Source organism: Paenibacillus periandrae, from assembly GCF_022458865.1.
GTDB lineage: Bacteria > Bacillota > Bacilli > Paenibacillales > NBRC-103111 > Paenibacillus_S > Paenibacillus_S periandrae.
This window is the reverse complement of the sequence record NZ_JAJNMU010000013.1, coordinates 232,046-255,912: the sequence shown is the minus strand read 5'-3', so window position 1 is coordinate 255,912 and position 23,867 is coordinate 232,046. Positions and strand designations below refer to the sequence as shown.

Below are 23,867 nucleotides of genomic sequence, written 5' to 3'. Positions count from 1 at the left end.
ATACTTAATCCGCCTTGTGCCGGGAAGGGGGACGCCGCCCTCTGCGATGGTCCAAGCCAGTTACAATCAAAAAAAGGAGCTTCGCGATCATCTGAAGAAACTCGTGTCGCTTGTCTGATGTCGCCGATTTGGCCCGATCCGCGTAAACTTTGATAAGTTCGAAGCCCTTTTCCTTCCAGTAGATTTCGATGGCCCTCACTTGAGCGTCGATAGATTCATCACGCTGGTTGTCGCTAGGGAATCGGGTGTAGGCAACTTCACGTTTAATGGTCGTGGTTAAGTTCTCCGCTCAATGTAAATGCAGTTTAGGGGAATTTCTTCATTTATTTAGCAACCCTTGATTAGAAATCGGATATAATGAAGAAAAGATTTTAACAGCCAAATTCGAGGTGTCGATCAATGATTCTGAGTACCAAACTTCATATCCCGCAAACGCGGCGCGATGACCTTGTTGAGCGAGCGGCGATCACCGAGCTATTAAATAAAGGATTGAAGAGTAAACTTACAGTCGTAACGGCTCCCGGGGGGTACGGCAAAACAACAGCTTTGAGTCAGTGGCTGCAGCAGTCCGCCATACCTGCCGTATGGATTTCCTGGGGCTCTCAAGATAATGACCTGATTGAGTTTTGGAGCTATACGATCGCTGCAGTCAATAGTAAGAACCCCCATTTTGCGGAAGCAGTCACCCCGTATTTGTCATCCTTAAAGTCGGGAGCGTTTGAGCCATTCATCTCAGCTATAATTCGCGAGCTTGACAGCCATTCGGATGAATTGATCATGATTTGGGACGATTATCATGCGATTGATCTTGCTCCCATTCACGCATCGGTGGCTTACTTTCTTGCGTATTTGCCCGCTCACATCCACCTCTATGTAACAAGTCGGTCTGAAATGCCCTTTCCTACGGCAAGGCTGCAGACGACCGGCCAAATGGTGAAAATCACGATTCAAGAGCTGCGATTTCAACTTGCGGAGGGAATTCGTTACTTTCAGGATTGCATGGGATTGTCACTGTCGGGAGAAAAGATAGCGGTGCTGGTCGACCGCACGGAGGGATGAATCAGCGGACTGTATCTTGCAGCCATTTCGCTGCAAAGAAGTGGCAATTATGCGGATTTTATCCGCGGCTTTAGCGGGGAACACCGCAACATATCTGATTATCTGTTTCAGGAGGTATTTAGTCTCCAGCCGAGCGAGGTTCAGTCCTTTTTATTGGAAACTTCGATCGTAGACAGGATAAACGGCCCGTTGTGCGAGACGGTTACTGGACAAGCGAATTGTCAGGAGCTGCTGGAAATGCTTGAACAGCATAATTTGTTCATTGTATCATTGGATGATCAGCGAGAATGGTATCGTTATCATCATTTGTTTTCCGAGTTTTTACGGAGGTTTTTCCGGCAGAGGTATGCGGGACAATCGAAGGAGCTGCATGTCAAGGCAGCCCATTGGATTGAGGAGCACGGATTTTTGGAAGAAGCGGTAGAACAACTGTTTATGAACGGGCATCATCACGAAGCGCAAGCACTTTGATCGAAAAGCATCTGCAAAACCTTCATGCGAAGAGAGGGGTGCTTTATCGATGGTTGCGCGATCTACCGGAAACCTGTTTTACTGGAAAACCGAGAACTCAGTTTCTTTACGTCAAAGTGATGGTGGAAACCAATGAAATGGAGTTGGCACAAGCCAGACTTCGCCTAATGGAGGACAAGCTATCGGATCCGGAATGGAAACCTTACGCAGGAACCGTTCATTTTTTGTCTGCGGCTGTTTCTTTTTACCGAAGAGACTTTCGACGAGCGAATGAATATTTTGAGATGTTTGATCGGCATACGCCGGAGGGCAGCTACGTCCAGATGATTGAAGCGAACTGGTTGCTAAAGCCTTGGCATGAACTTCTCATATTGAGCTAATAGATGTTGATATGAAAGGCCGTTTGTTTTTAGGGATGAAAAATCCTTAAGAGGCTTCAGGGAAGTTATTGAAAGAATGGTGGAGTTAGAAAAGCAACGAAGGTTCCTGATTGATATTGATGCAATAGGGGATATTTCGCATATGATGCGAATAGCAACGTTAGAAAGTATAGTCTCGTATCTTAAGCAATACGATCTGTCGGAGTTACATAAGACGTTTGATTTTGATTTAGAGTATTTGAAATCAATTCTGCATAGGAAGTAAATGCGGTAACAGATTGGTTACTTTAAGGGAGTGGATTGGAAAAGCGGCTAAGATTAGTAGGGCTAATTGATCGTGGTCGATAGAATCGATTACGGATTTAATATAGTGAGGAAATGAACCAGAACGCAACGGTCGTCTTCTAAGGTGACACCAAAACTGTAGCTGCACCCGTAAAGCATGTGTGCCGTTATCTTCGGACAGGGGCTCAATTCCCTCAGAATCCTGAATCCCTGTCCTAGCAAGGGTTTAATCCGCTTTTGGGGGCAGGCGTTCGACTTAGTGTTAGTGAAATGGACCTGAATCGTACATTGTCCGATCGGGTTTTATATATGATATAATGGGATGGACAGATTCTGCTGGAGGTGGCGAGATGCGTTGGGAAGAAGTGCAAGAGCGGTTCCCGGAAGAATGGGTGGTGTTGGAAGCAACGAAGGCGCATTCAAAAGAAGGACACCGCTATATAGAGGAGGTCATCGTTATTGATGCGTTTGACGATCCGACCAAGGCACGACGAAGGTACAGTGAATTGCACCGAGAAGAGCCTCAGCGGGAGTATTGCTTTTTTCATACCTCTCGCCCCGAGCTAGTAGCGCGTGAACGTTATGTGGGAGTACGTGGACCGAGATGAAGATTCATTTACAGCATGGGCTTTTCTCAAACATTTTTGCCATAATACGATGGAAAATTGTGGATTCGCCACACAACGGTTCATTTCGTATTGGCCTCAATTTTGAAATACAGATAAAACTAGACGTTAGTATGTAGATAGTGTCTCTGCTTTTCTGTGATAATAAAAGCCAGTTTAACCAATGATATTAAAGTACGCTTCAGGAGCTGAAAATCTTTTAACTCTGCGTCCTTATCTGGCCGCTTGTATGAACTGACCCAGTAATATTACTAGTTACGTGGAATCTGAACCAGCTCAGGCAGTGGTGTAATCGGGCTATATTGGGGTACTTATTTACAAAAAATGTTTTTCTATAAACTATGGAGTATTTACTGATTCCAATTAACATAATTATTCATCCGGACGCTGATCTTATTTTCGCGCCTTATCGTGCTTTTGAAAATGATGGAAGGCAATATCCTTTTTACGATTATGAAGGTTTAAAAGAAGTTGATACTGAAGCTTTTTGTGTAAGGATTAGTCGGGTAAAGCGAGAGATCGAAAGCCTATTGGATGAGATTATTGAATTTTTGTGGGAATATGAATGGGAAGCCGAAGTGTATTTTGAACGAGAGAATGATAACAAGGTAAACGTATCAGCATTCCTTTTCGCTGATGAGGATTCCACTGCTGATAAAATTAGCTTGGCTGTATCACTTCAGATTTCCGGTCTGCATAAGTCTGGAGATCTTATTTTTGATACGGAGTATGATTTGTGTACAGGCAGCCTTAGCTTTCAGACGAAAGGGTGCGACTTTGAAATAGATGTTGACGATATTCGGGATATCTTCTTGGAATGCTGGAGCAGTGTTGACCATTACGTTCAAATTCAGAATGAAATTGAATCGGAATTGGAAAATGAGATCTAGGTTAACCAACCTCCCCAAACATCCTCAGTATCACGCGGCGACGAATTGTGGATTTACCACACAACGGTTCGTCTCCAAGAAAGTACGAATGATATCGTACCTTGTTGAAGACGCCAAGAAGTGAATCAGACAGTTAGGAGTTCAATAATATCCCAACTGTCTTTTTCTTTGTGGATCACGATTTTTTGAGTATGGTAACTGTACTCACCATAGTTTTTAGGTTACTTAGTGGTATGACTGTTTCAGAAGTAGTATCCTTGATCTGTTCAAACAATTCCTTGATCCGCTTTTCTTCTGCTCACTCCTCTGGTCTGAAATGGCTAAGGCCAGCTTGGAATGCCAGACGGAGTAAAATAATAAGAAAAGCTTCAAATAAAGCGTAGCACCTACGACGCTAAGGCCTCGTTCGTAATCTTTTCAATATCGATTGGTGATCTTGATCCTTCACTAACGATATCAGGTAAAATATGGTGAAGGAAATAATCAACACAATGGAGTTTGATCCCTTTAATTTTTATAAGAGCAGTTCGATACATGATGATGAATTCTTTTTCTGTATTCCCTAGCTGCAGCTCAGTAAAGGCCTCATAGATCTGATCGAGTTTATCCGCTACTTCCAATATTTTTCCTTCTACTGAATCGTCTTTGCCTTCACGCAGTTGTCTGCGAAATATGTGTTGGAATTCTTGTGGAATATGATCATCAATGAAATGAGCGACCATGCCTTCTTCTACTTTTTGCAGCATGGCTCGAAGTTCCAATGAATAGTGCTTCACAGGTGTTTTAATATCTCCAATAAAAATTTCACCGTAATCATGACTGCTGGTAATTTCGTATAGTTTTTTCCAATCCACAACGACTCCATTACTTTCTTCAATATCAGCTAATGTTTTGGCATATTGAACTACCTTCCAGGAATGGGCAGATACACTGTGCTCCTGAAATTTGAATTTGCCTGGGCAACGGATAATTCTCTCTAAATCAGTTAGTGATTGGAAATAGGTATGAATCCCCATAGTTTAGTTTCCTTTCTTTTGATCTTTGCGTGATGTTATAAGTAAAGTATACAATCTATTTGTTATTGGATAATTAACTCTAATTGGGAGTTGTTTCAATTTAAATACCGAGTTATAAATTTACATTTCCTTGTATAGTAGAATTTGGGCATAAAAATCAAGCGCAAACAGGAAGGCTTGCAGCATTAAATTTTATATTTTCAATGTGATAAGATACAATATAACCATATCAAATGGATAGAAGAAGGGAAATGAGAATGGATTTTGCAAAAGAGCTAGAAGCGTTGAACATCCAGCATGCGATAAAAGGTGAGGTTAGAACAAAGCTGAAGGATAATCTGCAAGTCCTTACAAAGGAGCGATTAAGTGTACTTGCTTCCAGTTACGAGCTTCCAGGTCGATCCAAGATGAAGAAGCAGGACCTTGTAGATGCGCTGTATCACCACATTATGGATGTCAATGGAGTGAGAGCTGCCTTATTAATTGCGAAAGCTAAGGATTGGGAATTAATAAATAGGCTTCTAAAGGCTCCTTATGTTCAAGATGATACGCTGTATCCAGGAATGTATATGTTTTTGATGGAGAAAGGTCTGCTTTATTCCTTTTATAAAGAGGAGAAGATGTACTTCTTAATTCCTGAGGAAATCAAGGAAGCATATCGCAGCATACCTTTGAAAGCCTTCCTTGAAGACCGTGACCGCTTACAGTTAATTTTACAGTATATCAATGCATCAGTTAATTTGTATGGGATCTGTCCACAGGACAAGGTCATCGAAATATTCAATTCACAAAATAAGCGCCAATTGACTGAGACCGAGTTGTATGATGTTTACGCAAAGATTTCAAGCAAGACTCAGACGTGGTATTTAAAAAATGGCGATGTCATTGATGTGTATTTTGATTACGATAACAATGATGAAAAAGAAGCACTTCTTGAGGGGGTTAAGGATAAACCTTACTATATTCCAGACAAACAGGAGTTTCTAAAGTATGCAGAGTCGGATTATTTCGAAAAGACTCCTCAGTTGGCCAGTTTGTATACATATATTTCACAGCACCTATGCAAGGATAAACTGCTTGTAGAGTCCCTTGTGGATGATATTCAGCTTGCTTGCTCTATGGAAGAGCCTTTAGCCGCAATCATGGATGAGTTTGAGCGAAGAAATATTCGTTTCAATAAAAAGGAGCAACTACAGGCGATTGTACCATTGATTATAGATGTCTATAATCACACCAGGATATGGTCTAATCGTGGGCATACACCTGCCGAGTTAGGGTTGAGCTCCAGCCAGACAACAAACAATAACAATGTTATTTATCTTGACCAGCAAGCAGTATCTGTTAAAGTAGGTAGGAATGAGCCCTGCCCATGCGGGAGCGGGAAGAAGTATAAGAAATGCTGCGGCCAATGAGATGCGATGATCGGAAACTATACGGGTTACATCAAAACCGTAATTGCAACGCAGAAGCTTATGTGGTGCTATGGGCACCGTGAAGCCGCAAAATGGAGATAAGGGGAAGCTTACGGAGGTTGGACTCCCCCTTGTCTCCATTCGATAATAGCAAAAAACACTGACCACTCCATTCGGTCGGTGCTTTTTTTGTATTTATACAGATTTCAAGGTAAGAGATCACTGATTACAGGTTCAGTCAGCATATACTGTTGCAAATTACAGACTGCACAGCGCAGTCGTGTACCACTAAGAACGTCATGCCGCCGACTAGGCATTGCGTAGATTTAATTCCTTTTGCTCATATCCCCACACATGAGAGACTACTTCCGGGGGATCAGGTATGGAGCCAATTTCGTTGCAATAACTCGATGCCCCCGATCATTCGGATGAATGGGCAAAAATCCGCTCAACGCATCTTCTATCTTTCCATTTCGATATCCATATATAAGATCTGCCTGTTTTCCTTCAAACCATGCATGAGCGGGAGCTACAGTTGCATCGTAACTACGGGCGAGCTCATTGACCGTACGATTCAATCCGTCCACCCACTCAACTGCAAGAGGGCTGTTTGGAAATGGATTATATTGCGTGCAGCAAATGATTCGGGCGCAGCTTCCTTTTTTTATTCGAGTAAAAATGCCACTTACATTTCGCTTATAGTTGGCCACAATGTGTTTGGCAGCTAATGGTTGCTTGGTTTTAAATGAAATTAGTGCCGCATTAGCTAAATCCACTCCTCCGATCCATACTGAAACTACAGCAGAACGACTGATTATAGAGTCTCCCCGCCATATCACGGCATCCAATAGATCATAGCTGCTCCAACCAGGCCGAGCCAAAACCAACCCACGAACCTTACACGAGCTTGAATTTAAGATAGACGCAGTTAAATGAGGATATGCTTTTGCCAAAGAGGAAGCATTTTCTCCAAATGTAATGGAATCTCCAAGAGCTGTATAGATCATATGACTGTCACCAACTCCAACTTTTAATCATACCTGCAACACAATAACTTATTGGACAATAGGGAAAATCGACTTATGGGTTGCTTGTGTATTTTCTCAAAAACAATCTTATAGGTAGGGTATGTAATCACACACAAATTGTGTCGACGTTAACAACTGTAGGAGGGAAGTTTAAGTTGGGGGAAAGAAGCTAGTATAATCTGCAAGAAAAGATGACTACAATAGCTGCTGCCGGATTAACTATACACAGGTTTATCCACAATACACACAGGCATCAAAGCCTTGCTGTGCATAACTTTATGTGAAGATATGAACATATCCACAGCATTGGATATTCACAAGGGAATTATGTCCTTCCTAAACAAGCTTATCATCATGCGGCGGCATTCAAATTATTCGAAGATACTCTCAGTGAATGAGATCATAGATAGTAAGTGAGTAGTGCTCTCTGATATAATGATTTCTGGCTAAAAATGAAATATGGAATACAGGTGGTACTAATCTAATAATCGAAACCCTTTGAACCGATTAACTTATTTATTACAAGATTTCAAAAAGAGGAGAAAGAAACATTGAGGACATTTATGAAAAGCTTTATGATCTTATTCGTTTGTTTCGGACTTATTGTCTCGTCCTCGCTCGCCGAGGCTGCCAATGTTACGTACATTCGGATTGAGGAAAATCCTGTTAACAACCAGTATTATGGTGCCGGAGGATTGCCTTACAGCATTCCGGTGCGATACAAGGTACTAGCTACAATGGACGATGGTACGGAGAAGGACGTTACGGCATCTGCCAGCTACTCTTCCAGCAACCCGAACGTCGGAACGATGACGGCCGATGGGACCGCTACCGGCAATCTATTTGGCAGTACGATCATCACTGCTGTGTATGGCGGAGTGTCAGGCACGAAGACCTTCGAGGTGTTAAGTCCGATGAATCTGTCGTTTGACACGCCCAATTATTCATTACATACAGGGGAGACGCGTACCTTTACATTAAAGGGTGGATACAATTACCATACGATTACCGTTACAGATAAGGCGACGTATTCCTCCTCTGACCCTGACATCGCCACTGTAAGCCCGAGCGGCATCACAGCCCGTAAGCAGGGGAAAACAACGATTACAGCCGTCTTCGGTACGATGCAAGCTACGGCCACTGTGTTTGTCAGTAACAGTACGGATCCATTCAGCGGCAAAAGCCTGTCTCTTATTAACCAGCAGAAGGAATCAGCGATCCGATACCTTAATGAAATAAGACAAGCTGTTGGAGTCCAACCGCTTCAGCAGAACGACAAGCTCGATAAAGCCTCGCAGGCGCACAGCAATTATTTGAATTCCTTCAGTCAACAGCAAATTCTCGCAATGGGCCTTGATGCTCATAATGAGCAGGCGGGTCAAACGGGCTTTACCGGGATTTCACCGCAAGAGCGGATGCTGGCTTTCGGTTACATTAATTCCCAATGGGGAGCTTTCTTTCAATCAGGGGAAACCATTGCCTTCATGGCCAATGACAATAATGCTGCGGTTCGGTCGCTGCTTGATGCCCCTTATCACCGGATCGTTCTATTGGATCCGAATTATTCAGAAGTAGGAGTCGGTATTAATGTAGAGGGCCCAGGACTCAGTACAGTCATTAATCCGGGCAGTACGAATGTGGATGAGGATAAATACAGCCTGTCTCAGGTCTACTATCCGTATCCGAATCAAACGGATGTTCCGCGGAGCTGGTTCGCAGCTGAATTTCCGAATCCGCTAAGGCCTCATGCCAAAGAAAACACAGTTGTTGGATATCCGATCTCCATCTCGAATGGACCTCTCGCCGGGAATTTGGTATTTAAATCAGCTGCCATTAAGGATAAGAACGGCAATGAAATTCCTTATTACCATACGGATGAATCGAATTTGGCCTCCGGGGACAAAAACTTTATTTTTCTGATTCCGAAGGACCCGCTTGAGGGAAATATGACCTATACCGTACATATTGAGGCTGATGTGGTCCACAATAACATAACGACACCAATCAATAAAACATGGTCTTTTATAACGAAGCAAGCCGGATTCCTTAGTTTGTCTACTGACCCGCAGTCGCTGACGCTCAAGGTTGATGAATCGGTTCGTGTTAAGGCTGCATTGCTTAACGATGATCGTACAACGGAAGATGTGAGTGACAAAGCTCAATGGAGCTCCTCGAATCCGAATCAAGTCAAAGTGGAGGGGGGACGTATTACGGCGATTTCCGCTACAGAGGACACTGAAATCGAAGTCAGCTATCAAGGCTTGAAGGCCACAATCAAAGTAACCGTCCAGGCACCCAACATGGGCACAGGCTCTCAGTCGAGCTCCAATCCTTTGCCGTTCAAGGATGTGGACGTGACGTATTGGGCCGCAGAGACGATTCGGTGGGCAATCCAACAAAATATGATCAATGGATTTGAGGACGGAACCTTTCGGCCTGATCATGATGTGTCAGAAGCCGAGTTTGCGGCCATGCTGTTTCGGGCTTACGGTGTCAGTGTCAAGGAAGAAACAGGCAAGGATATCGAAGGTAAGCATTGGGCCGATCCGTGGTATCTACATGCCAAATCATTGAACGGCGCACTTCAAGGATACACAGATAACAAGCTCAGAAATAAAGCAATGAGTCGTTTAGCTGTAGCCGAACTGATTACAGGGGCAGACGGGTACTACTACTCTAACAATGACGCTATTCAATATTTGCTTGCAAAAGGGTACTCAACCGGCAAAAGCGGGCGCAGTATTGAGGGGTACTTGGGGAATGATAATTTGACGCGAGCGGAAGCATTGCAATTCATTAAAAATATGCGTCCGCTGATGAAGGAGCTAAAGTCCCGTCCGACTGCCCCGAGTCCCAAGGAGCAGCTGCCATCTTTAAACGCTGTACTACCTGTCAAGCCTACTCAGCCCGCCGAAGGAAGCAAACCGGCTGCAGCCCAGACACCGGCAATTCCGCAGGTGGCGGAGCAGCGGAATGTAGCTGTGAATGGAACAATCACCGCGACCTATAATAAGGATAATACGATCACGGTGGAGGGAACGCTTAAGAATTACGAAGGTAAAGACGTGCCGATCCAACTGGATAAAGTGGTTAATTTGGCTGGGGATGGGAAGCTCCTGCAAACCTATACGGTACATGTGGATAGCAGCGGACATTTCAAGCTGGTCTCCGATCCGCTGCAGCCTGATGATATCAACGTATTTGTTAGAACTGATAAGGCTACGTATGCTCTACGAGTCCATTCGCCGAACAGCAAGCCTTAACCTAAACCGAATCGTTACAAAAGGGTCAGTTCCTATTCAGCGGACTGGCCTCTTTTGCGTGGAATGCGGCTGAAGCAAAAGGACAAATAGTCGTGTTTCAAACACTAACATCTTACATTTAATGAAATTAATAATTGATTAAAAGAGGTGAGGTGTAATACAATTAGGTGACAAAGTTTGGAAGCGGCAAAGTAGGAGTGAGATAATTTTGGCAATTATTGATGTCATAAAATTTAATGGAATAGCCAACCGTAACTGGCTGGTTTATCGGTATCCTGGTGAAAGCTTTGTTTATGGTACACAGCTTATTGTCGGTGAAGGCCAAATTGCTGTGTTTGTTAGAGGAGGCAAAGCGCTCGACTATTTTTCAGCAGGTACCTATACGCTTAACGCCCCCAATATCCCCATTTTGCAATCCTTAATTAATATTCCTTTTGGTGGCCGGACTCCTTTCACTGCAGAAGTATTTTTTATAAACAAAACCGTGAAGCTTGACGTTTTCTGGGGAACAAATGATCCGATCAGTTTAATCGACCCCAAATATTCAGTCAGGATGAGAGTACGCGCGTTCGGACAATTTGGAATTAAAATTACGGATTACCGTGTATTTTTAACAGAGCTTATAGGTGCTGTTGGCGATGATCAGATCGTTAAGTACGATACAATAATGAACTTTTTCAAAGGTGTTACTGTGACTAAGGTAAAAACAATTATCGCAGATACCATTATTAACCAAAAAATATCTGTACTTGAAATAGCCCCGCGGTTGGAGGAAATATCAGAGACCTCTCTAGAAAGTCTTTCCGGTGAGTTCGAACGTTATGGAATTCAAATCGTTAATTTCAATTTGTCGTCGATTAATTTTCCAGATGAGGATTTTGATGCGATCAATAAAATATTGGGTGAAAAGGCCGCTTTCGACATTATAGGAGATAATCGTTATCAGGTTAAACGCTCATTTGATGTCATGGAAACTGCGGCTGGCAATGAAGGTGGAGGAAGTATGGCTGCGGCAGGTATGGGCTTAGGTCTTGGTGCTGGAGCGGGTCTGGCGATGGGGAACTTATTTTCCAATACGGCAGGTAATGTGATGAAAAGTCCCGTTAAAGGACTAGCATGTAAAAAGTGCGGGGAAATGAATGAGTCAGGAGCTAAATTCTGCTGCAGCTGTGGAGAAAAGCTTGTAACGGCCCAAATCGACTGCTACTCCTGCGGCACTGCAGTGGATGAGAATGCCAAGTTTTGTTCAAACTGCGGCAAATCGATGCTGCATAAAACTTGTCCCGGATGCCATACCGATAATAAGCCTGGAACCAAGTTCTGTTCAGATTGCGGCACTAAATTGGAGGAATGAGGATGAGTAATTTCAATTTTTCATTGGCCAGATCGCTTAAATTGTTGGGGGTTCTGGTTTTTGGCATTGCGGTTATCGTGATCTTTATTAGGTTGTTCTCCGGTTTGTTGTTTCTTGCGCCTGTAAAACTAGCTTTTATGTCCGTGGTTTTGCTGATAGGACTAAGTTTGTTCAGTGCTTCTGTAATTTTTCCAAGATTATTGTCAAGGGGAACAGGTATTGTTTATCCAATAGCGACTATTACCGTATCCATCATGTATTTGGCTCTTTCTAATCTCATTTCTGTATGGTTTATTGTTGGAAGCACGGTGTGGTACATAGGTTGGGAATTGCTTGCTTTGGCGGCTGTCATCGGTGTGCTTTCCGTTTTATTATTTTTTTCCAAGCGTGAGTCAGATAATGAGTACCAGGTGGAATTGGAGCAGTCGAATAAGACATCCATCCATATGCAGCTAATGTATATTGAAGCCTCGCTTACCGCAGAACAACATGTCGAGGGAATCTTGCCCATTATTCATTCATTCAAAGCGTTAAAAGAGCGGATTCATGCTTCAACTCCTTTTGGAAGAATTACTGGAAACAGCGCAGTTCTTGAACTCGAAAATACAATCCGGAGCAATTTGGATTACTTGCAATTATATATGCGTCCTAATACATTAGTTAAAAATAGGGTTGATATTCAAAGGCTGATTGATGAAACCCGAGCACTTATTGTCAACAGGGAAGTATTAAATGTAAGGTAGTAATAATAGATAGGAGATGTTCTTATGAGCACAAATAACTGCCCAGCATGTGGAGCTCCGGTCGGCCCCAATGTAACAGAGTGTAAATATTGTGGAGAAAACATCTCTGTTAGCCAGCCTCAATTTTCAAATCGGCAGCAAACTCCAAATCCCTCCGGGCAAGTGGAAACCGTGCCGGCTGGGCTCAACATGAACAATATGAATAACCCTAACATGAACAATATGAACAACATGAACAATATGAACAATATGAACAATATGAACAATATGAATAGCAACATATATGTTTCCAACAAAAGCAAGTCAACTGCCGGCATCCTTGCCATTTTACTTGGGGGCTTGGGGGTACACCATTTTTATTTGGATAATGTAGTATTGGGCATCGTGTATTTACTTTTTTGTTGGACAGGAATCCCGTCAATCATCGGTCTAGTTGAAGGGATTGTTTACCTTACGTCGAGTGACCAGTCATTCAACAGGAAATATGGAAAGAGGATCTAAGTCCATTTAATGATAAGCTCCCCAAAAGCCCTGATCATGCTTTCTGAAAAGTACAAATCATATCGTACCTTATTGAAGACGTATACCATGGAATGAATTAGACAGTTAGGAGCTCAACAAGCTCTCATCTGTCTTTTTCTTTGTTGAAAACGACTTCTAGGGAACGTTCAGGTAACTGTTTAATATTACTGTAGTTTTGGCTTGTTGATTATCTTTTTCTGAGTGATTAATCAAATGTATTCTTTCAACAGCAACAATATTAGGAATAGTCTAGAAATTTTTTTGTGATACAATAACCTACTATAAAGAATTATATCCCTAAACAATCATACCTTCATGGGAGGGCGTCATTAGTGAAAACGATCCAAGGAAAGATGTTCACCGCTTTCGGATTGGCTGTTCTTCTTGCAATTATCCCGATTGCCTATAGCTCTTACTACAATTCAGCCAAGGTCATTGAGCGTAACGCGACTTCCTATATTTCAGACCGTATCCAGGGGGCGAATACGAACCTGCAGTCGATGGTCGAGGAGGTCGATAATATGGCCAAAGCCATAGTGATTCGGGATTTAATTCATCAAAGTCTCCTGAGTCAGACGGAGGCACCCACGCTGGAATGGTTTAAGGAAAAGAAAGCAGTAGAGGAGTTTCTAAGCTCCATGACTGCCTTCAAAAATTACGTGCAGCAGATCACCGTTATCGGCAAGGGAGATTTGGTATACTATACCGGCAACCGCAGGGGGAATCCAGAATTTGTAAAATCGCTTTGGGGGGACCCGCGCATCCGCGAGAATCGGAGGCATCTGCTCTTTGATCCATCCGGCAACGGGCGGATCATGCTTGTACGTCCTGTGCTGTCAAATGGGGATCTAATCGGACTATGTATTGTCGATTTTGATCCAAATCTCGTCAAGCAGGTTTACGACATCGAGCCGTTATCGGAAACGGTTGTTTCAGTCATAAATGAAAGCGGAACCATTATTTATGATTCCAGATCTGAGAGAATACGTACTCAGCTTCAGGATAAGGAGCTAATCTCCCTGCTTTCCGGGGCAGTTCCTGGTCAATGGAAAAGCAGCAAGCTCGTAATGGAGAACCGGTCGTATTTGGTCGTGCAGTTCCAATCGGCATATACCGGCTGGTCAACTATTGCGATGGTACCGTTAAATGTGTTATTGAGCGAGGTGAACAGCATCAGAAGTCAGACGATTACAATGGCAGTTGTCGTGCTTATTGCCGTTTTGCTCATCTCCATTTTCCTCTCTAAACAGATGGCCAAAAATATAAAGCGGTTGCATAGCGCCATGAAGCTCGTTAGGGAGGGACATATCAATGCAAGGCCCCGGATCAAGAATGACGACGAAATCGGCCAGCTTAGTGAAATGTTCGTCTCCATGATGGATCATGTTCAGGAGCTGCTGCATAAGGTCAAGTCTGAGGAGCGCGAGCGGCGTGAAGCCGAATATCGAGCACTACAGGCTCAGATCAAGCCGCATTTTTTATATAACACGTTGAATACGATCAAATATTTGGCACGGATACAGCATGCAGCCAATATCGAGGAAATCTCTGGTTCCCTGATTGAGCTGATGCGATTTGCCATCGATCCGAAACGCGAGATGATTCTGGTCCAGGAGGAGCTTGAGCAGGTGGAACGTTATGTGCGCATCCAGCGATATAAATTTTTAGATCGGATTACGGTGAACGTAAAGGTAGAGGACGAGGCATTAGATTGTCTCATCCCGAAGTTGATTGTGCAGCCAATAGTCGAAAATGCGATGAATCATGGTCTCGCGACTACAGATCAGGAAGGCACCATATCGATTCGGGTATATTGCGACGGACCGGAACAACTTAGGCTTAGCGTAACGGATGATGGGATCGGCATATCCGCTGATCTACTTGAAGGGCTATGTAATCATCATGGACATGCAGACCCCGGTCAATCCGGGGGCATAGGACTTAGTAATATAAGGGAGCGGCTGCAGCTTACCTTCGGTGAGCCTTATGGGCTAAAGGTATACAGTCAAGTCGGGGTGTTTACGACAGTAGAAATTACAATTCCCCAAGTGAGAAGGGAGCAAAGCCATGTTATTGAAAGTCATAGCCGTTGATGACGAACTGCTTGTTCGCAACCACCTAAGGTCCATTATTGATTGGGAACAATGTGGTTTTACATTATGCGCTGAAGCGGGAGACGGATTGGAAGCACTTCAGCTCGTTAGGGAAATAAACCCTCATTTGATGATTGTTGATATGAATATGCCCGGGATGGACGGTATCGAGCTAATTCGTCACTTATCCGAGCGCTATCCTCAAATAAGAATCATAGCCCTCAGCAGCTACGATTCCTATGATTACGTTCGAGGATCATTGCATTTTGGTGCCATGGACTATTTACTGAAGCACCGGCTTTCAGCAGACACACTCATTCATGTGCTGGAGAAGGTTAAGGCGAAGCTGCAGGTTGAGCATAAGCAGCACAACGACCGCCAGCGGGAGCGCTTGAAATGGGAGGCTGCTGGTCCTGCGGTTAGTCAAAGCTATCTTAAAGAACTGTTAATCGGTGCCGGTACGACCGCTGAGCAGAATAAATATCATGAGTATTTTAAGGACCTCCCCTATGGAAGGGATGACCAGGTGCACGTACTGCTGTTGATGAAGCTGGTGAATTTCGATGTACTGCATATGCGGATGAACGAGCAGGAGCTGACTTTGTTTATTCGGTCTGTTACTGACATGTCCTTGCAAATTATAGCGGAAGCAGGCTGCGTCGTTTATTTGGAGCGGGGATCCTTCGGTGTGCTGCTATCCAGGGAGAACGAACGAAGTGAAAACGATCTGCTTCAATGGATTGAAGCGAAAAAAGCAAGGCTGGGGAAATCGCTTGAACTGTATTTTAATTCAGCGGCTCTTTTTGTCCAAACCGGCATGTTCCGCTCACTCACATCGGTATCGGCTCAGTATGCCAGCCTGCAGCTTAAGCTGGACGAACTGCAGGGATATACGCCAAAGGCATTACGGGCGGGAGGGATTCCTGTATCCTACGTCTCCATTAGCCAAGAAAAAGAACTGCTTGCAGCCGCGGAAGCCTGCGATACCGAAGAAATGTCACGGATTATCCGGGCTATCGCCAAGACTTGCGCAGCAGATGAGGTCGCTTTCTCTCGCGGGAGTACACGTGCCAGTGCTGAGCTCATACAGCTTGCCGTCAAAATCGCACAAAAAGCGGGTCTGGACTCGGAGTGGATTTTTCAGGAAATGAAAGCCAGCCCGATTGCTCCGAAGAATGCGATGGAGCTCGAACGCGACCTTCAACTATTATTTGGGAAGCTGTTGGCCGAGCTGCGCCTGGTCCAAACGTCTGTCCGTTATTCCCGTTATGTAGCTCAAGCTATTCAGAGAATCCAGCAGAATTACCGGCACGGAGTCACTCTGGAGGAAACGGCCGACCAGCTGACGATCACGCCATCTTATCTCAGCAGACTGTTTAAAGAGGAGACCGAAACGACCTTCACCGAATATTTAACGTCTTACCGGATCGAACGGAGCACACAGCTAATTCGTACGAGAGCCTGCTCGATTAAAGAAATTTATCAAAAGGTCGGCTTTAATAGCTATAGCTACTTTATTAAAGTGTTCAAAGAGCATATCGGAGAAACGCCTCACGTGTATGCGAGCAAGTATGGAAAGTAATATAGCAATAATTTGATGTTTATTATAAAAATGTAGTACGCTGACGCCTTCCTCTACAGTCTATAATGATTTCAGTTAGAAATAGGAAGAGAAAAGGGGCTGAAATTGTATGAGACATTTGAAAATGCTAACAACAACGCTTGCAGCAATAATGGCTGTATCCTCCCTCCTCAGCGCTTGCTCGTCTGGAGACAAAGCTACTAAGGAAGAACCAGCAGCTGCAGGTGACAAGGCCAATTCGGTATTTAATGCAAGCGGTTTCCCAATCGTCAAGTCCGATGTATCCATGCGGGTATTTGGCTGTAAAGATCCCAACCAAGCGGCATGGAAGGATGTCCTGGTGCTGAAGGAGTACGAGAAAAAAAGCGGCATTAAAATGGCTTATGAGGAAACACCAACGCAAGGCTGCCCAGAGAAACGTAACCTGCTGTTCGCCTCCAATGAGCTGCCGGACGTGTTCCTGAGGGCGGATTTAAGCAATACGGACATCTCCAAATACGGGATGCAGGAGCAAATGCTGATCCCCTTAGAAGGTCTTATTGAGAAATATGCGCCTAATCTGAAAAAGCTGTTCGATCAATATCCGGAAGCCAAGAAAACGGTTACAGCTACAGATGGCCACATCTACTCCTTGCCGGTAATTCGCCTTCAGGCCGCAGGACGCGGAGATAAAATATGGATTAATCAAGAGTGGCTGGCAAAGCTGAATCTGAAAGCGCCGACCAATGTCGATGAGCTGTTCACAGTGCTGCGAGCCTTCCGCGATCAAGACCCGAACGGAAACGGCAAAAAGGACGAGATCCCGCTTGGATTGCGCGATCCGGGTATGGTATTTAGCACATTCGCCGGCTCGTTCGGCTTGGATCGCCAACTTGGGACCAACGCCAATATCGATAACAATAAGGTAAAGCTATGGGTTGGTGACGACAGGTATAAGGAGCTTCTGATGTTCCTCAATAAGCTGTATGCCGAAAAGCTGCTTTATGCAGACTTTTATGCCCAGGATCTGCCGAAGTGGCGCAGCAATCTGTCACAAGCGTTATACGGCATGTTCTTTATTTATGCATCTGATCCATTTAGCAAGGTCGAAAACCAATTTGCGGGTATGGCTCCCATTAAAGGGCCTCATGGCGATCAGCTGCTCAGCACAGGCAGCCCACTCGCGTCGCCTATCGGCACTTTTGCCATCACAAGGGTCAATAAAAACCCTGAGGCCGCTATTCGCTGGGTTGATTACTTTTACAGCGAAGAGGGGAGTCAATTTTTCAACTACGGGATTGAAGGACAGAGCTATACGATGAAAAATGGTAAGCCGGTCATCATGGACAGTATTAAGAACGATCCTCGCGGGTTTATGGCCGCATTGGGTCAAGTCAATCTGGTACCGGGCGGCGGGTTCCCGACGATCATTGTTGATGACATTGTGTTAAGCGATAAAACAAAAGAAGTTTCCGCCGTTTCGGAGAAATTCACCTCCAAAGTGATGTATGGTTCGCCTATATTCAATAAAGAAGCTACGGATAAAGTCGTACCGATTAAAGCCGATATTGACAAATTTGTTCAGGAGTCGGCGATCAAATTCATTTTGGGTGAGACCAGCTTCGATAAGTGGGGAGAATATACGGCAACATTGAAAAAGATGAAAATCGACGAGCTTGAGCAAGCGTATCAAACAGCCTTCGATGCAATGAATAAATAAATGTCTGCCGAGATTGGAGGTTTTGCGGGACGGGGTTGCCAACCGGCAATCCTGCCCCATCTAGATTGTGGGGAGTGATCCGTTCATGAACACGCAAATGATAGCGTCGACGGTACGAAATAAACCGCGACATCAGCTTTGGAGGCGGATATTATCCAAATATGAATTTTATATCATGCTGGCAATCCCATTCATTTGGTACATCGTGTTCAAATATGTTCCGATGTACGGGATCCAGATCGCTTTTAAGGATTTCTCGGCAAGCCGGGGTATTAATTCCAGTCCCTGGGTGGGCTTCAAGCATTTTGAACGTTTTTTTGAATCTTCTTATTTCTGGGAGCTGCTGTGGAATACAATATCGCTAAGCCTTTACTCCTTGGTGGTCGGATTTCCGATTCCCATTTTGCTGGCACTGGTGATTTATGAAATCCATAATAAAAGTTTAAAAAAATGGGTGCAAAACGTTACCTATATTCCTCATTTTTTATCCCTGGTGGTTATCGTTGGCATGCTCAATGTGTTTCTCGATTTGAAAACGGGTAAGGTCAATCAACTGCTCGTACTATTTGGTGTCGATCCGATCCCGTTCATGCGCAAGGCGGAATGGTTTCAGACGATATTCGTTTCCTCCGACGTGTGGCAGCATATGGGCTGGAGCTCCATCATCTATTTGGCCGCACTAAGCGGCATTGATCCGACTCAATACGAAGCGGCCAAAATGGACGGGGCGACCCGGCTGCAGCGGGTGCTGCATATTTCATTACCTGGCTTATTGCCGACGATCATGATTATGTTTATTTTACAAATGGGGCATTTGATGGATGTGGGCTTCGAGAAGGCGCTGTTGATGCAAAATCCGGTTAACGCGAGCAAAGGCGAGATATTGGCCACCTTCGTCTACAAAAACGGGATTCAGCAAGGCCAGTTCAGCTATACGGCTGCAGCCAGTCTGTTTAACTCGGTGATCGATTTTGTGCTGCTCATTGCCGTGAACGCTTGGGCGCGTAAAAAAACGGAATCCAGCTTATGGTAGGAGGAGACTAGAATAGTGGTTAATGAATCCAAAGCAGTTCGTTCTCGTGATGATCGGATTTTTGATGCACTCGTCTATACCATTGCCGGGGTTGTGCTTCTGCTTGTACTGTATCCGCTTTTGTTTGTAGTCAGCGCTTCCTTTAGCGATCCGATAAGCGTTATTGATGGCAAGGTGTGGCTGTTGCCTCAAGGGTTTACTTTCACTCCTTATCTGCACGTGTTTGAGAATGAGTCGATCTGGAGCGGTTTTCGCAACACGATCCTGTACACATTGATCGGTACTTTCATTAATATCGTACTGACGATTTTGGCGGCTTATCCGCTCTCGCAAAGAGATTTACCGGGACGCACGGCGTTAATGTTCATCATCACGATTACGATGTTTTTTAGCGGGGGACTGATCCCGACATATCTTCTGATTAAATCGCTCGGAATGATCAATACCGTCTGGGCAATGATTATACCCGGCGCTATCTCAACCTATAATCTTATCGTCATGCGGACTTTTTTTCAGAATGGTATACCCTTCGAGCTTCAGGAATCGGCCTGGATCGATGGGGCATCTAACTTCCGATTGCTGCTGACCATCGTAATCCCTTTATCGATGCCCATTATAGCGGTAATGGTATTGTTTTATGGCGTGGGTCACTGGAATGCGTATTTCAATGCCATGATTTATTTAAAAGACCGGGAGTTGTTTCCGCTTCAGTTGATTTTGCGCGAAATTCTCATCCTTAATCAATCGGATAACATGGGTCTCGACGGAGCGGGCATGACGGAACGGGTTATGATGGCGGAAAGCATTAAATACTCGGTCATCATCGTGTCCAGTATTCCAGTCCTGCTGTTGTATCCTTTTGTTCAAAAATATTTTGTGCAAGGTGTCATGATCGGTTCGATTAAGGGCTAACATCTTAAAGAGCTTAAAACTCACCAAACTCGAAGGGACTTGGAGCATGAAAAAACCTAATATTCTGTTAATCCAAACAGACCAGCAGACGGCGGAAACGTTGAGCTTGTACGGCAATCCGGCATTACGGACACCGGCATTGGAAGGTTTGGCGCAGCGTGGGGTCGTGTTTGAGCAGGCCTTCTGCAACTATCCAGCGTGTTCACCTTCCAGGTCCTCTATGTTTACAGGACGCTACTGCTCGACGTTGAACCTTCATGCTAACCATATGCTTATTAATCCAGCTGAAGTCACACTGCCGCAGGTGCTGAAGCAGCATGGTTATCAGACCGCGATCATCGGTAAAAACCACGCCTTTATGAATAATAACGAATCGTATTATCCGGGAGGAATTCCTGAGCAGCCAAGTACGTTGTACGAAGTATTCGACTACGTCCGGCTTGGTGAGCACGGGCATCTGGTGGACGGGTACCGTGATGATCCTGACGTAAAAGCTGCACATGAATGGGCCGTGAAGCATTGCTGGAACAGTCCGCTTGGCCACGGCACCAATCCAGCTCCCTTGAACAAGTGTGGCACCTTTCTGCTGGGAGAAACGATGCTGGATTATCTGGATAATGTCCGCGATGAAGAGAAGCCTTTTTTTACCTGGCTGTCATTTCCCGATCCGCACACGCCTTATCAAGCGCCAGAGCCGTACGCAAGCATGATTGATCCGGCTGACGTACCGATGCCGCCCGTGGATACTCTGGAGGGCAAACCGGAGAGGGTAAAGGTTGCGCACCTGATGGATGCGATGGATACGGCCGACGAAGCGCTAATTCGCCAAGTGCGCGCTATACATTACGGCATGATCCGTTTTATTGACGATACTCTGGCCAAGGTGTTTGCTAAGATGGATGAACTCGGACTTACGGAGCATACGATTGTCATCTTCACGTCCGACCATGGAGATTCCATGGGAGCGCACGGTATCATTCAAAAGCAAAACTTTTTTTACGACTCGTTTAATCATGTACCGTTTATTATGTCGACCCCAGGGTATGCGGGTCCGAAGCGTACGCCGCATCCGGTCGAGCTCATCGACGTTATGCCGACGCTGCTCGAATTGGCCGGTGTGCCGATACCGCCGGGATGCCAGGGACGAAGCCTTGCGCCATACCTGCAGGGTAACCCTCAATATACCCCCCGTGAGTTTATTGTCATTGAAAGTGGAGAGCACGGAGAGCCTGTGAAAGCGTCGGATATTACGCTTCGACCGCAGCATCCTTTTGACGAGCGGTATTTTGTCTGGTGTGCGTATTTGGATGCTTGGATAGGGAAAGGCAAGGCCATTCGTACGAATGAATGGAAGCTGTGCGTCTATGCAAATGGGGAGGGCGAGCTGTACGATTTGCGGCAGGACCCTCATGAGCTTCACAACCGCATTGATGATCCGGCATGCTCGAGGATCCGAACCATGCTAGAGCGAAAGCTGCTGCAATGGACTATGAATAAAGAAGATCAGCTGCCGTTGAACAACACGATAAAGATCTCCATGCAGTCAATGAGAGAGAAGTATGGAGAACAAACTCAATAAAAAGGGAAGTACTGCAATGTCACTTCATGGCCGCCAACAAAAACGGGCGGCTTTTTTGCAATATCAGACTATTCAGCAGGGCTAAATATTTATAGCATGAACCGTTAATGTGAGTGCTTCCCCTCGTTTTAACCGATTGGGTGAGCTGCGAGACCGCAGTTACTCTCCCTGCTGATTTTCCCATTCATTTAATAAATCCATTGCCTTCAATCGGAGAAGCCATGTTTGCTCCATAATATCTAACATGTTACGGCTCCTCACGTTTTGAGGGAACTGGGCGGCTAACCAAGCTTCTCGGGGTAATCGATACAAGCAAGAAATCATTTTACGTTCGGTCCGGTCTAAAGGACGGATTTCTTCGTACCCTTTTAACAATGCGTGTATGAAAACGGGATTAAAGCGAGTCGTGTTCATGAGGGCTGTTGCTAATTCAGCATAGATCGATCCTAATTTAATGCGGTCCCAATCGATAATGAAGAGCTGTCCGTCATTGGCAATAATAACATTCTGTGAAGTAATATCGCTGTGTATTAATGCGGGACGTATCTTTTCCTGCTCCAAAAAGTTTACAATCTCAGGGCTCTTTATTTCGGTCCAGGTCCGATCCGAAATCTGGTTACAGGATTCCCCGAACTTTTTATACCATCTGCGGGTCCATCTGTTCGTGTAGTTTGATTTTGCCATCCTTCTGCGAAAGAGACGGTCTTTGTATTGCCATAAACGGATAAGATCAAAAAAGAGGCCATGAATAGGAGAGGAAAGGTTGGATGTAGTATGCAAGGAAGCAAGAACTCGTCCAAGCTTTTCAAAATCCTCTTGATTTTCCATACTTCTTCCATGGATCCATGTGGTTACATAGAAGGGCCTTCCTTGGTTTAAAGTCCATAACTTTCCGGAATTGCTCGCGAGCCATTCAGGCATGGAATTGAAGCCATTATTCGTCAGGAGATGTATATAGTTTGCCATTGTTTTTATTTGATCAATTGTACCTGAGCGAAGTAAATTACTTCGGAAAAAGGGCTTCATCGCATAGGTTCCACTTTTCGTCCGTACTCGGACAATGGCATTCTTTCGATAAAGAGACGCGACTGAGTCTGAATGCGACGGAATGAGGCCGAAGCGGCGGACAATTTTGCGTACTCGGTTTTTGGAATAGGCATTTGCCATGGGGCAACATCGCTTCTTTCAATAAAAAAATGTGGTGCATACAGCTATGCTAAGTTATTCATGGAGAGGGGAGCGTGTATGGCCTAGCGCCTAAGAACCATTAAAAAGTTGCCGTTACAGACAGTGCGGTGGACCGTACCATAATTGACGGCGAAATTTTTGGTGTTTCAATCCACGCAACAAAACGAGTGCTCATACAACTCATAAACAGTGAGCAGCTGCTCCGCAAGGCTTTTCTCAGCGCTTTTAATCCATTTAATAAATGCCATGTGAAAAATTTCAACCGCAAATCGCGCGGCAAGCTCCGACAGATCGCTATCATATGTGGCAGATAACGAGTTTGTGACAGACGCAATGAGCACCTGCCCCTTCAACAGCTCCCGTTCCTGCAGATCAGGGTTGCTTTGAATAATTTGATTTCGCGCTAGCACCCTCTCCCGCGAGCCATCGAAAAACTCGGAAATCGACACAAAGCCTTCAACTGCAAGCTTCAGCGGTTTTTTCTCGACGTCAAAATTGTTCGTGATAAAAGCCGCGACTCCCTGCCCCAGCTCATTGTTCGTGTCAAAAAGCACGTCAGACTTGTCCTTGAACTGCCGAAAAAAGGTTCGCTCCGTCACACCCGCAAGACTCGCAATCTCCTGCACAGTTGTGTTTTCATAGCCTTTTTCCATAAATAATTTGGCGGCCGCCGCCTGTAATTTTTCTTTGCTTTTCATTTTTATCATTCCTATTTATGTGATTAATGGAAGA

21 protein-coding genes are annotated in these 23,867 nt (G+C 44.7%); 16 read left to right on the top strand and 5 right to left on the bottom strand.

Annotation, left to right across the window (positions count from 1 at the left end; all coding sequences use genetic code 11):
- Positions 1-4: 4 nt before the first annotated feature.
- Entirely contained in the window at positions 5-268 is a 264-nt protein-coding gene (locus LRL21_RS22925) for a recombinase family protein (RefSeq protein WP_338044664.1), read from the bottom strand.
- Positions 269-399: 131 nt separating this feature from the next.
- Here LRL21_RS22925 and LRL21_RS22920 point away from each other — a divergent pair, with 131 nt between their 5' ends.
- The 5 genes from LRL21_RS22920 to LRL21_RS22900 all read left to right on the top strand — a co-directional run bounded on the left by LRL21_RS22920 (position 400) and on the right by LRL21_RS22900 (position 3,711).
- Positions 400-1,059, top strand: a complete 660-nt coding sequence (locus LRL21_RS22920) for a MalT transcriptional regulator family protein (protein ID WP_240418106.1) — start codon at positions 400-402, stop codon at positions 1,057-1,059.
- Complete coding sequence (locus tag LRL21_RS22915) at positions 1,060-1,530, top strand: winged helix-turn-helix domain-containing protein (protein ID WP_476703986.1); 471 nt, start codon at positions 1,060-1,062, stop codon at positions 1,528-1,530. It abuts the gene before it with no gap.
- Positions 1,531-1,568: 38 nt separating this feature from the next.
- Positions 1,569-1,910: a hypothetical protein gene (locus tag LRL21_RS22910; protein ID WP_240418104.1), complete on the top strand. Its 342-nt coding sequence runs from the start codon at positions 1,569-1,571 to the stop codon at positions 1,908-1,910.
- Positions 1,911-2,545: 635 nt separating this feature from the next.
- Positions 2,546-2,803: a hypothetical protein gene (locus LRL21_RS22905; protein WP_240418103.1), complete on the top strand. Its 258-nt coding sequence runs from the start codon at positions 2,546-2,548 to the stop codon at positions 2,801-2,803.
- Between the two features lie 359 nt (positions 2,804-3,162).
- A complete protein-coding gene (locus LRL21_RS22900) occupies positions 3,163-3,711 on the top strand; it encodes a hypothetical protein (RefSeq protein ID WP_240418102.1) in 549 nt (182 codons plus the stop codon).
- A gap of 386 nt (positions 3,712-4,097) precedes the next feature.
- On the opposite strand, the gene LRL21_RS22895 is transcribed toward LRL21_RS22900, so the two are convergent.
- Positions 4,098-4,727, bottom strand: coding sequence for a YfbR-like 5'-deoxynucleotidase (locus LRL21_RS22895; RefSeq protein ID WP_240418101.1), 630 nt, complete (start codon positions 4,725-4,727; stop codon positions 4,098-4,100).
- Between the two features lie 407 nt (positions 4,728-5,134).
- Between LRL21_RS22895 and LRL21_RS22890 the strand changes: the two genes are divergently transcribed.
- Positions 5,135-6,139, top strand: a complete 1,005-nt coding sequence (locus tag LRL21_RS22890; protein WP_240418100.1) for a YecA family protein — start codon at positions 5,135-5,137, stop codon at positions 6,137-6,139.
- Between the two features lie 362 nt (positions 6,140-6,501).
- Here LRL21_RS22890 and LRL21_RS22885 read toward each other — a convergent pair whose 3' ends face one another.
- Complete coding sequence (locus tag LRL21_RS22885) at positions 6,502-7,146, bottom strand: SGNH/GDSL hydrolase family protein (RefSeq protein WP_240418099.1); 645 nt, start codon at positions 7,144-7,146, stop codon at positions 6,502-6,504.
- Positions 7,147-7,718: 572 nt separating this feature from the next.
- Here LRL21_RS22885 and LRL21_RS22880 point away from each other — a divergent pair.
- The 10 genes from LRL21_RS22880 to LRL21_RS22835 all read left to right on the top strand — a co-directional run bounded on the left by LRL21_RS22880 (position 7,719) and on the right by LRL21_RS22835 (position 21,947).
- Positions 7,719-10,430 (top strand): CAP domain-containing protein, encoded by a 2,712-nt coding sequence (locus LRL21_RS22880; RefSeq protein ID WP_240418098.1) that lies wholly within the window; start codon positions 7,719-7,721, stop codon positions 10,428-10,430.
- Positions 10,431-10,638: 208 nt separating this feature from the next.
- Complete coding sequence (locus LRL21_RS22875; protein WP_240418097.1) at positions 10,639-11,784, top strand: SPFH domain-containing protein; 1,146 nt, start codon at positions 10,639-10,641, stop codon at positions 11,782-11,784.
- 2 nt (positions 11,785-11,786) lie between these two features.
- Complete coding sequence (locus LRL21_RS22870; RefSeq protein WP_240418096.1) at positions 11,787-12,527, top strand: hypothetical protein; 741 nt, start codon at positions 11,787-11,789, stop codon at positions 12,525-12,527.
- Between the two features lie 267 nt (positions 12,528-12,794).
- Positions 12,795-13,028, top strand: a complete 234-nt coding sequence (locus tag LRL21_RS47350; RefSeq protein WP_240418128.1) for a TM2 domain-containing protein — start codon at positions 12,795-12,797, stop codon at positions 13,026-13,028.
- A 353-nt stretch (positions 13,029-13,381) separates the two neighbouring features.
- Positions 13,382-15,142, top strand: a complete 1,761-nt coding sequence (locus tag LRL21_RS46345) for a sensor histidine kinase (protein ID WP_240418095.1) — start codon at positions 13,382-13,384, stop codon at positions 15,140-15,142.
- Positions 15,117-16,724 (top strand): response regulator transcription factor, encoded by a 1,608-nt coding sequence (locus LRL21_RS22855; protein ID WP_240418094.1) that lies wholly within the window; start codon positions 15,117-15,119, stop codon positions 16,722-16,724. The genes LRL21_RS46345 and LRL21_RS22855 overlap by 26 nt, the downstream gene beginning before the upstream one ends.
- A 109-nt stretch (positions 16,725-16,833) precedes the next feature.
- Positions 16,834-18,423: an extracellular solute-binding protein gene (locus LRL21_RS22850; protein WP_240418093.1), complete on the top strand. Its 1,590-nt coding sequence runs from the start codon at positions 16,834-16,836 to the stop codon at positions 18,421-18,423.
- 85 nt (positions 18,424-18,508) lie between these two features.
- Complete coding sequence (locus LRL21_RS22845) at positions 18,509-19,456, top strand: ABC transporter permease (protein ID WP_240418092.1); 948 nt, start codon at positions 18,509-18,511, stop codon at positions 19,454-19,456.
- Positions 19,457-19,471: 15 nt separating this feature from the next.
- Positions 19,472-20,368: a carbohydrate ABC transporter permease gene (locus tag LRL21_RS22840; RefSeq protein WP_240418091.1), complete on the top strand. Its 897-nt coding sequence runs from the start codon at positions 19,472-19,474 to the stop codon at positions 20,366-20,368.
- 46 nt (positions 20,369-20,414) lie between these two features.
- Positions 20,415-21,947, top strand: a complete 1,533-nt coding sequence (locus LRL21_RS22835; protein WP_240418090.1) for a sulfatase family protein — start codon at positions 20,415-20,417, stop codon at positions 21,945-21,947.
- A 159-nt stretch (positions 21,948-22,106) separates the two neighbouring features.
- Here the strand turns inward: LRL21_RS22835 and LRL21_RS22830 are convergent, their stop codons facing one another.
- Together LRL21_RS22830 and LRL21_RS22825 are read right to left on the bottom strand one after the other, a co-directional pair.
- The gene (locus LRL21_RS22830) at positions 22,107-23,114 is read right to left on the bottom strand and encodes an aminoglycoside phosphotransferase family protein (protein ID WP_275900851.1); all 1,008 of its coding nucleotides are present in this window, start codon (positions 23,112-23,114) and stop codon (positions 22,107-22,109) included.
- Positions 23,115-23,281: 167 nt separating this feature from the next.
- The gene (locus LRL21_RS22825; RefSeq protein WP_240418089.1) at positions 23,282-23,833 is read right to left on the bottom strand and encodes a TetR/AcrR family transcriptional regulator; all 552 of its coding nucleotides are present in this window, start codon (positions 23,831-23,833) and stop codon (positions 23,282-23,284) included.
- Positions 23,834-23,867: the final 34 nt, after the last annotated feature.

Coding starts and splice junctions, on each gene's coding strand:
- LRL21_RS22920 (WP_240418106.1), top strand. CDS start 400: ATGATTCTGAGTACCAAACTTCATATCCCGCAAACGCGGCGCGATGAC.
- LRL21_RS22905 (WP_240418103.1), top strand. CDS start 2,546: ATGCGTTGGGAAGAAGTGCAAGAGCGGTTCCCGGAAGAATGGGTGGTG.
- LRL21_RS22900 (WP_240418102.1), top strand. CDS start 3,163: ATGGAGTATTTACTGATTCCAATTAACATAATTATTCATCCGGACGCT.
- LRL21_RS22895 (WP_240418101.1), bottom strand. CDS start 4,727: ATGGGGATTCATACCTATTTCCAATCACTAACTGATTTAGAGAGAATT.
- LRL21_RS22890 (WP_240418100.1), top strand. CDS start 5,135: ATGAAGAAGCAGGACCTTGTAGATGCGCTGTATCACCACATTATGGAT.
- LRL21_RS22885 (WP_240418099.1), bottom strand. CDS start 7,146: ATGATCTATACAGCTCTTGGAGATTCCATTACATTTGGAGAAAATGCT.
- LRL21_RS22870 (WP_240418096.1), top strand. CDS start 11,787: ATGAGTAATTTCAATTTTTCATTGGCCAGATCGCTTAAATTGTTGGGG.
- LRL21_RS47350 (WP_240418128.1), top strand. CDS start 12,795: ATGAATAGCAACATATATGTTTCCAACAAAAGCAAGTCAACTGCCGGC.
- LRL21_RS22855 (WP_240418094.1), top strand. CDS start 15,117: ATGTTATTGAAAGTCATAGCCGTTGATGACGAACTGCTTGTTCGCAAC.
- LRL21_RS22850 (WP_240418093.1), top strand. CDS start 16,834: ATGAGACATTTGAAAATGCTAACAACAACGCTTGCAGCAATAATGGCT.
- LRL21_RS22845 (WP_240418092.1), top strand. CDS start 18,509: ATGAACACGCAAATGATAGCGTCGACGGTACGAAATAAACCGCGACAT.
- LRL21_RS22835 (WP_240418090.1), top strand. CDS start 20,415: ATGAAAAAACCTAATATTCTGTTAATCCAAACAGACCAGCAGACGGCG.
- LRL21_RS22830 (WP_275900851.1), bottom strand. CDS start 23,114: ATGGCAAATGCCTATTCCAAAAACCGAGTACGCAAAATTGTCCGCCGC.
- LRL21_RS22825 (WP_240418089.1), bottom strand. CDS start 23,833: ATGAAAAGCAAAGAAAAATTACAGGCGGCGGCCGCCAAATTATTTATG.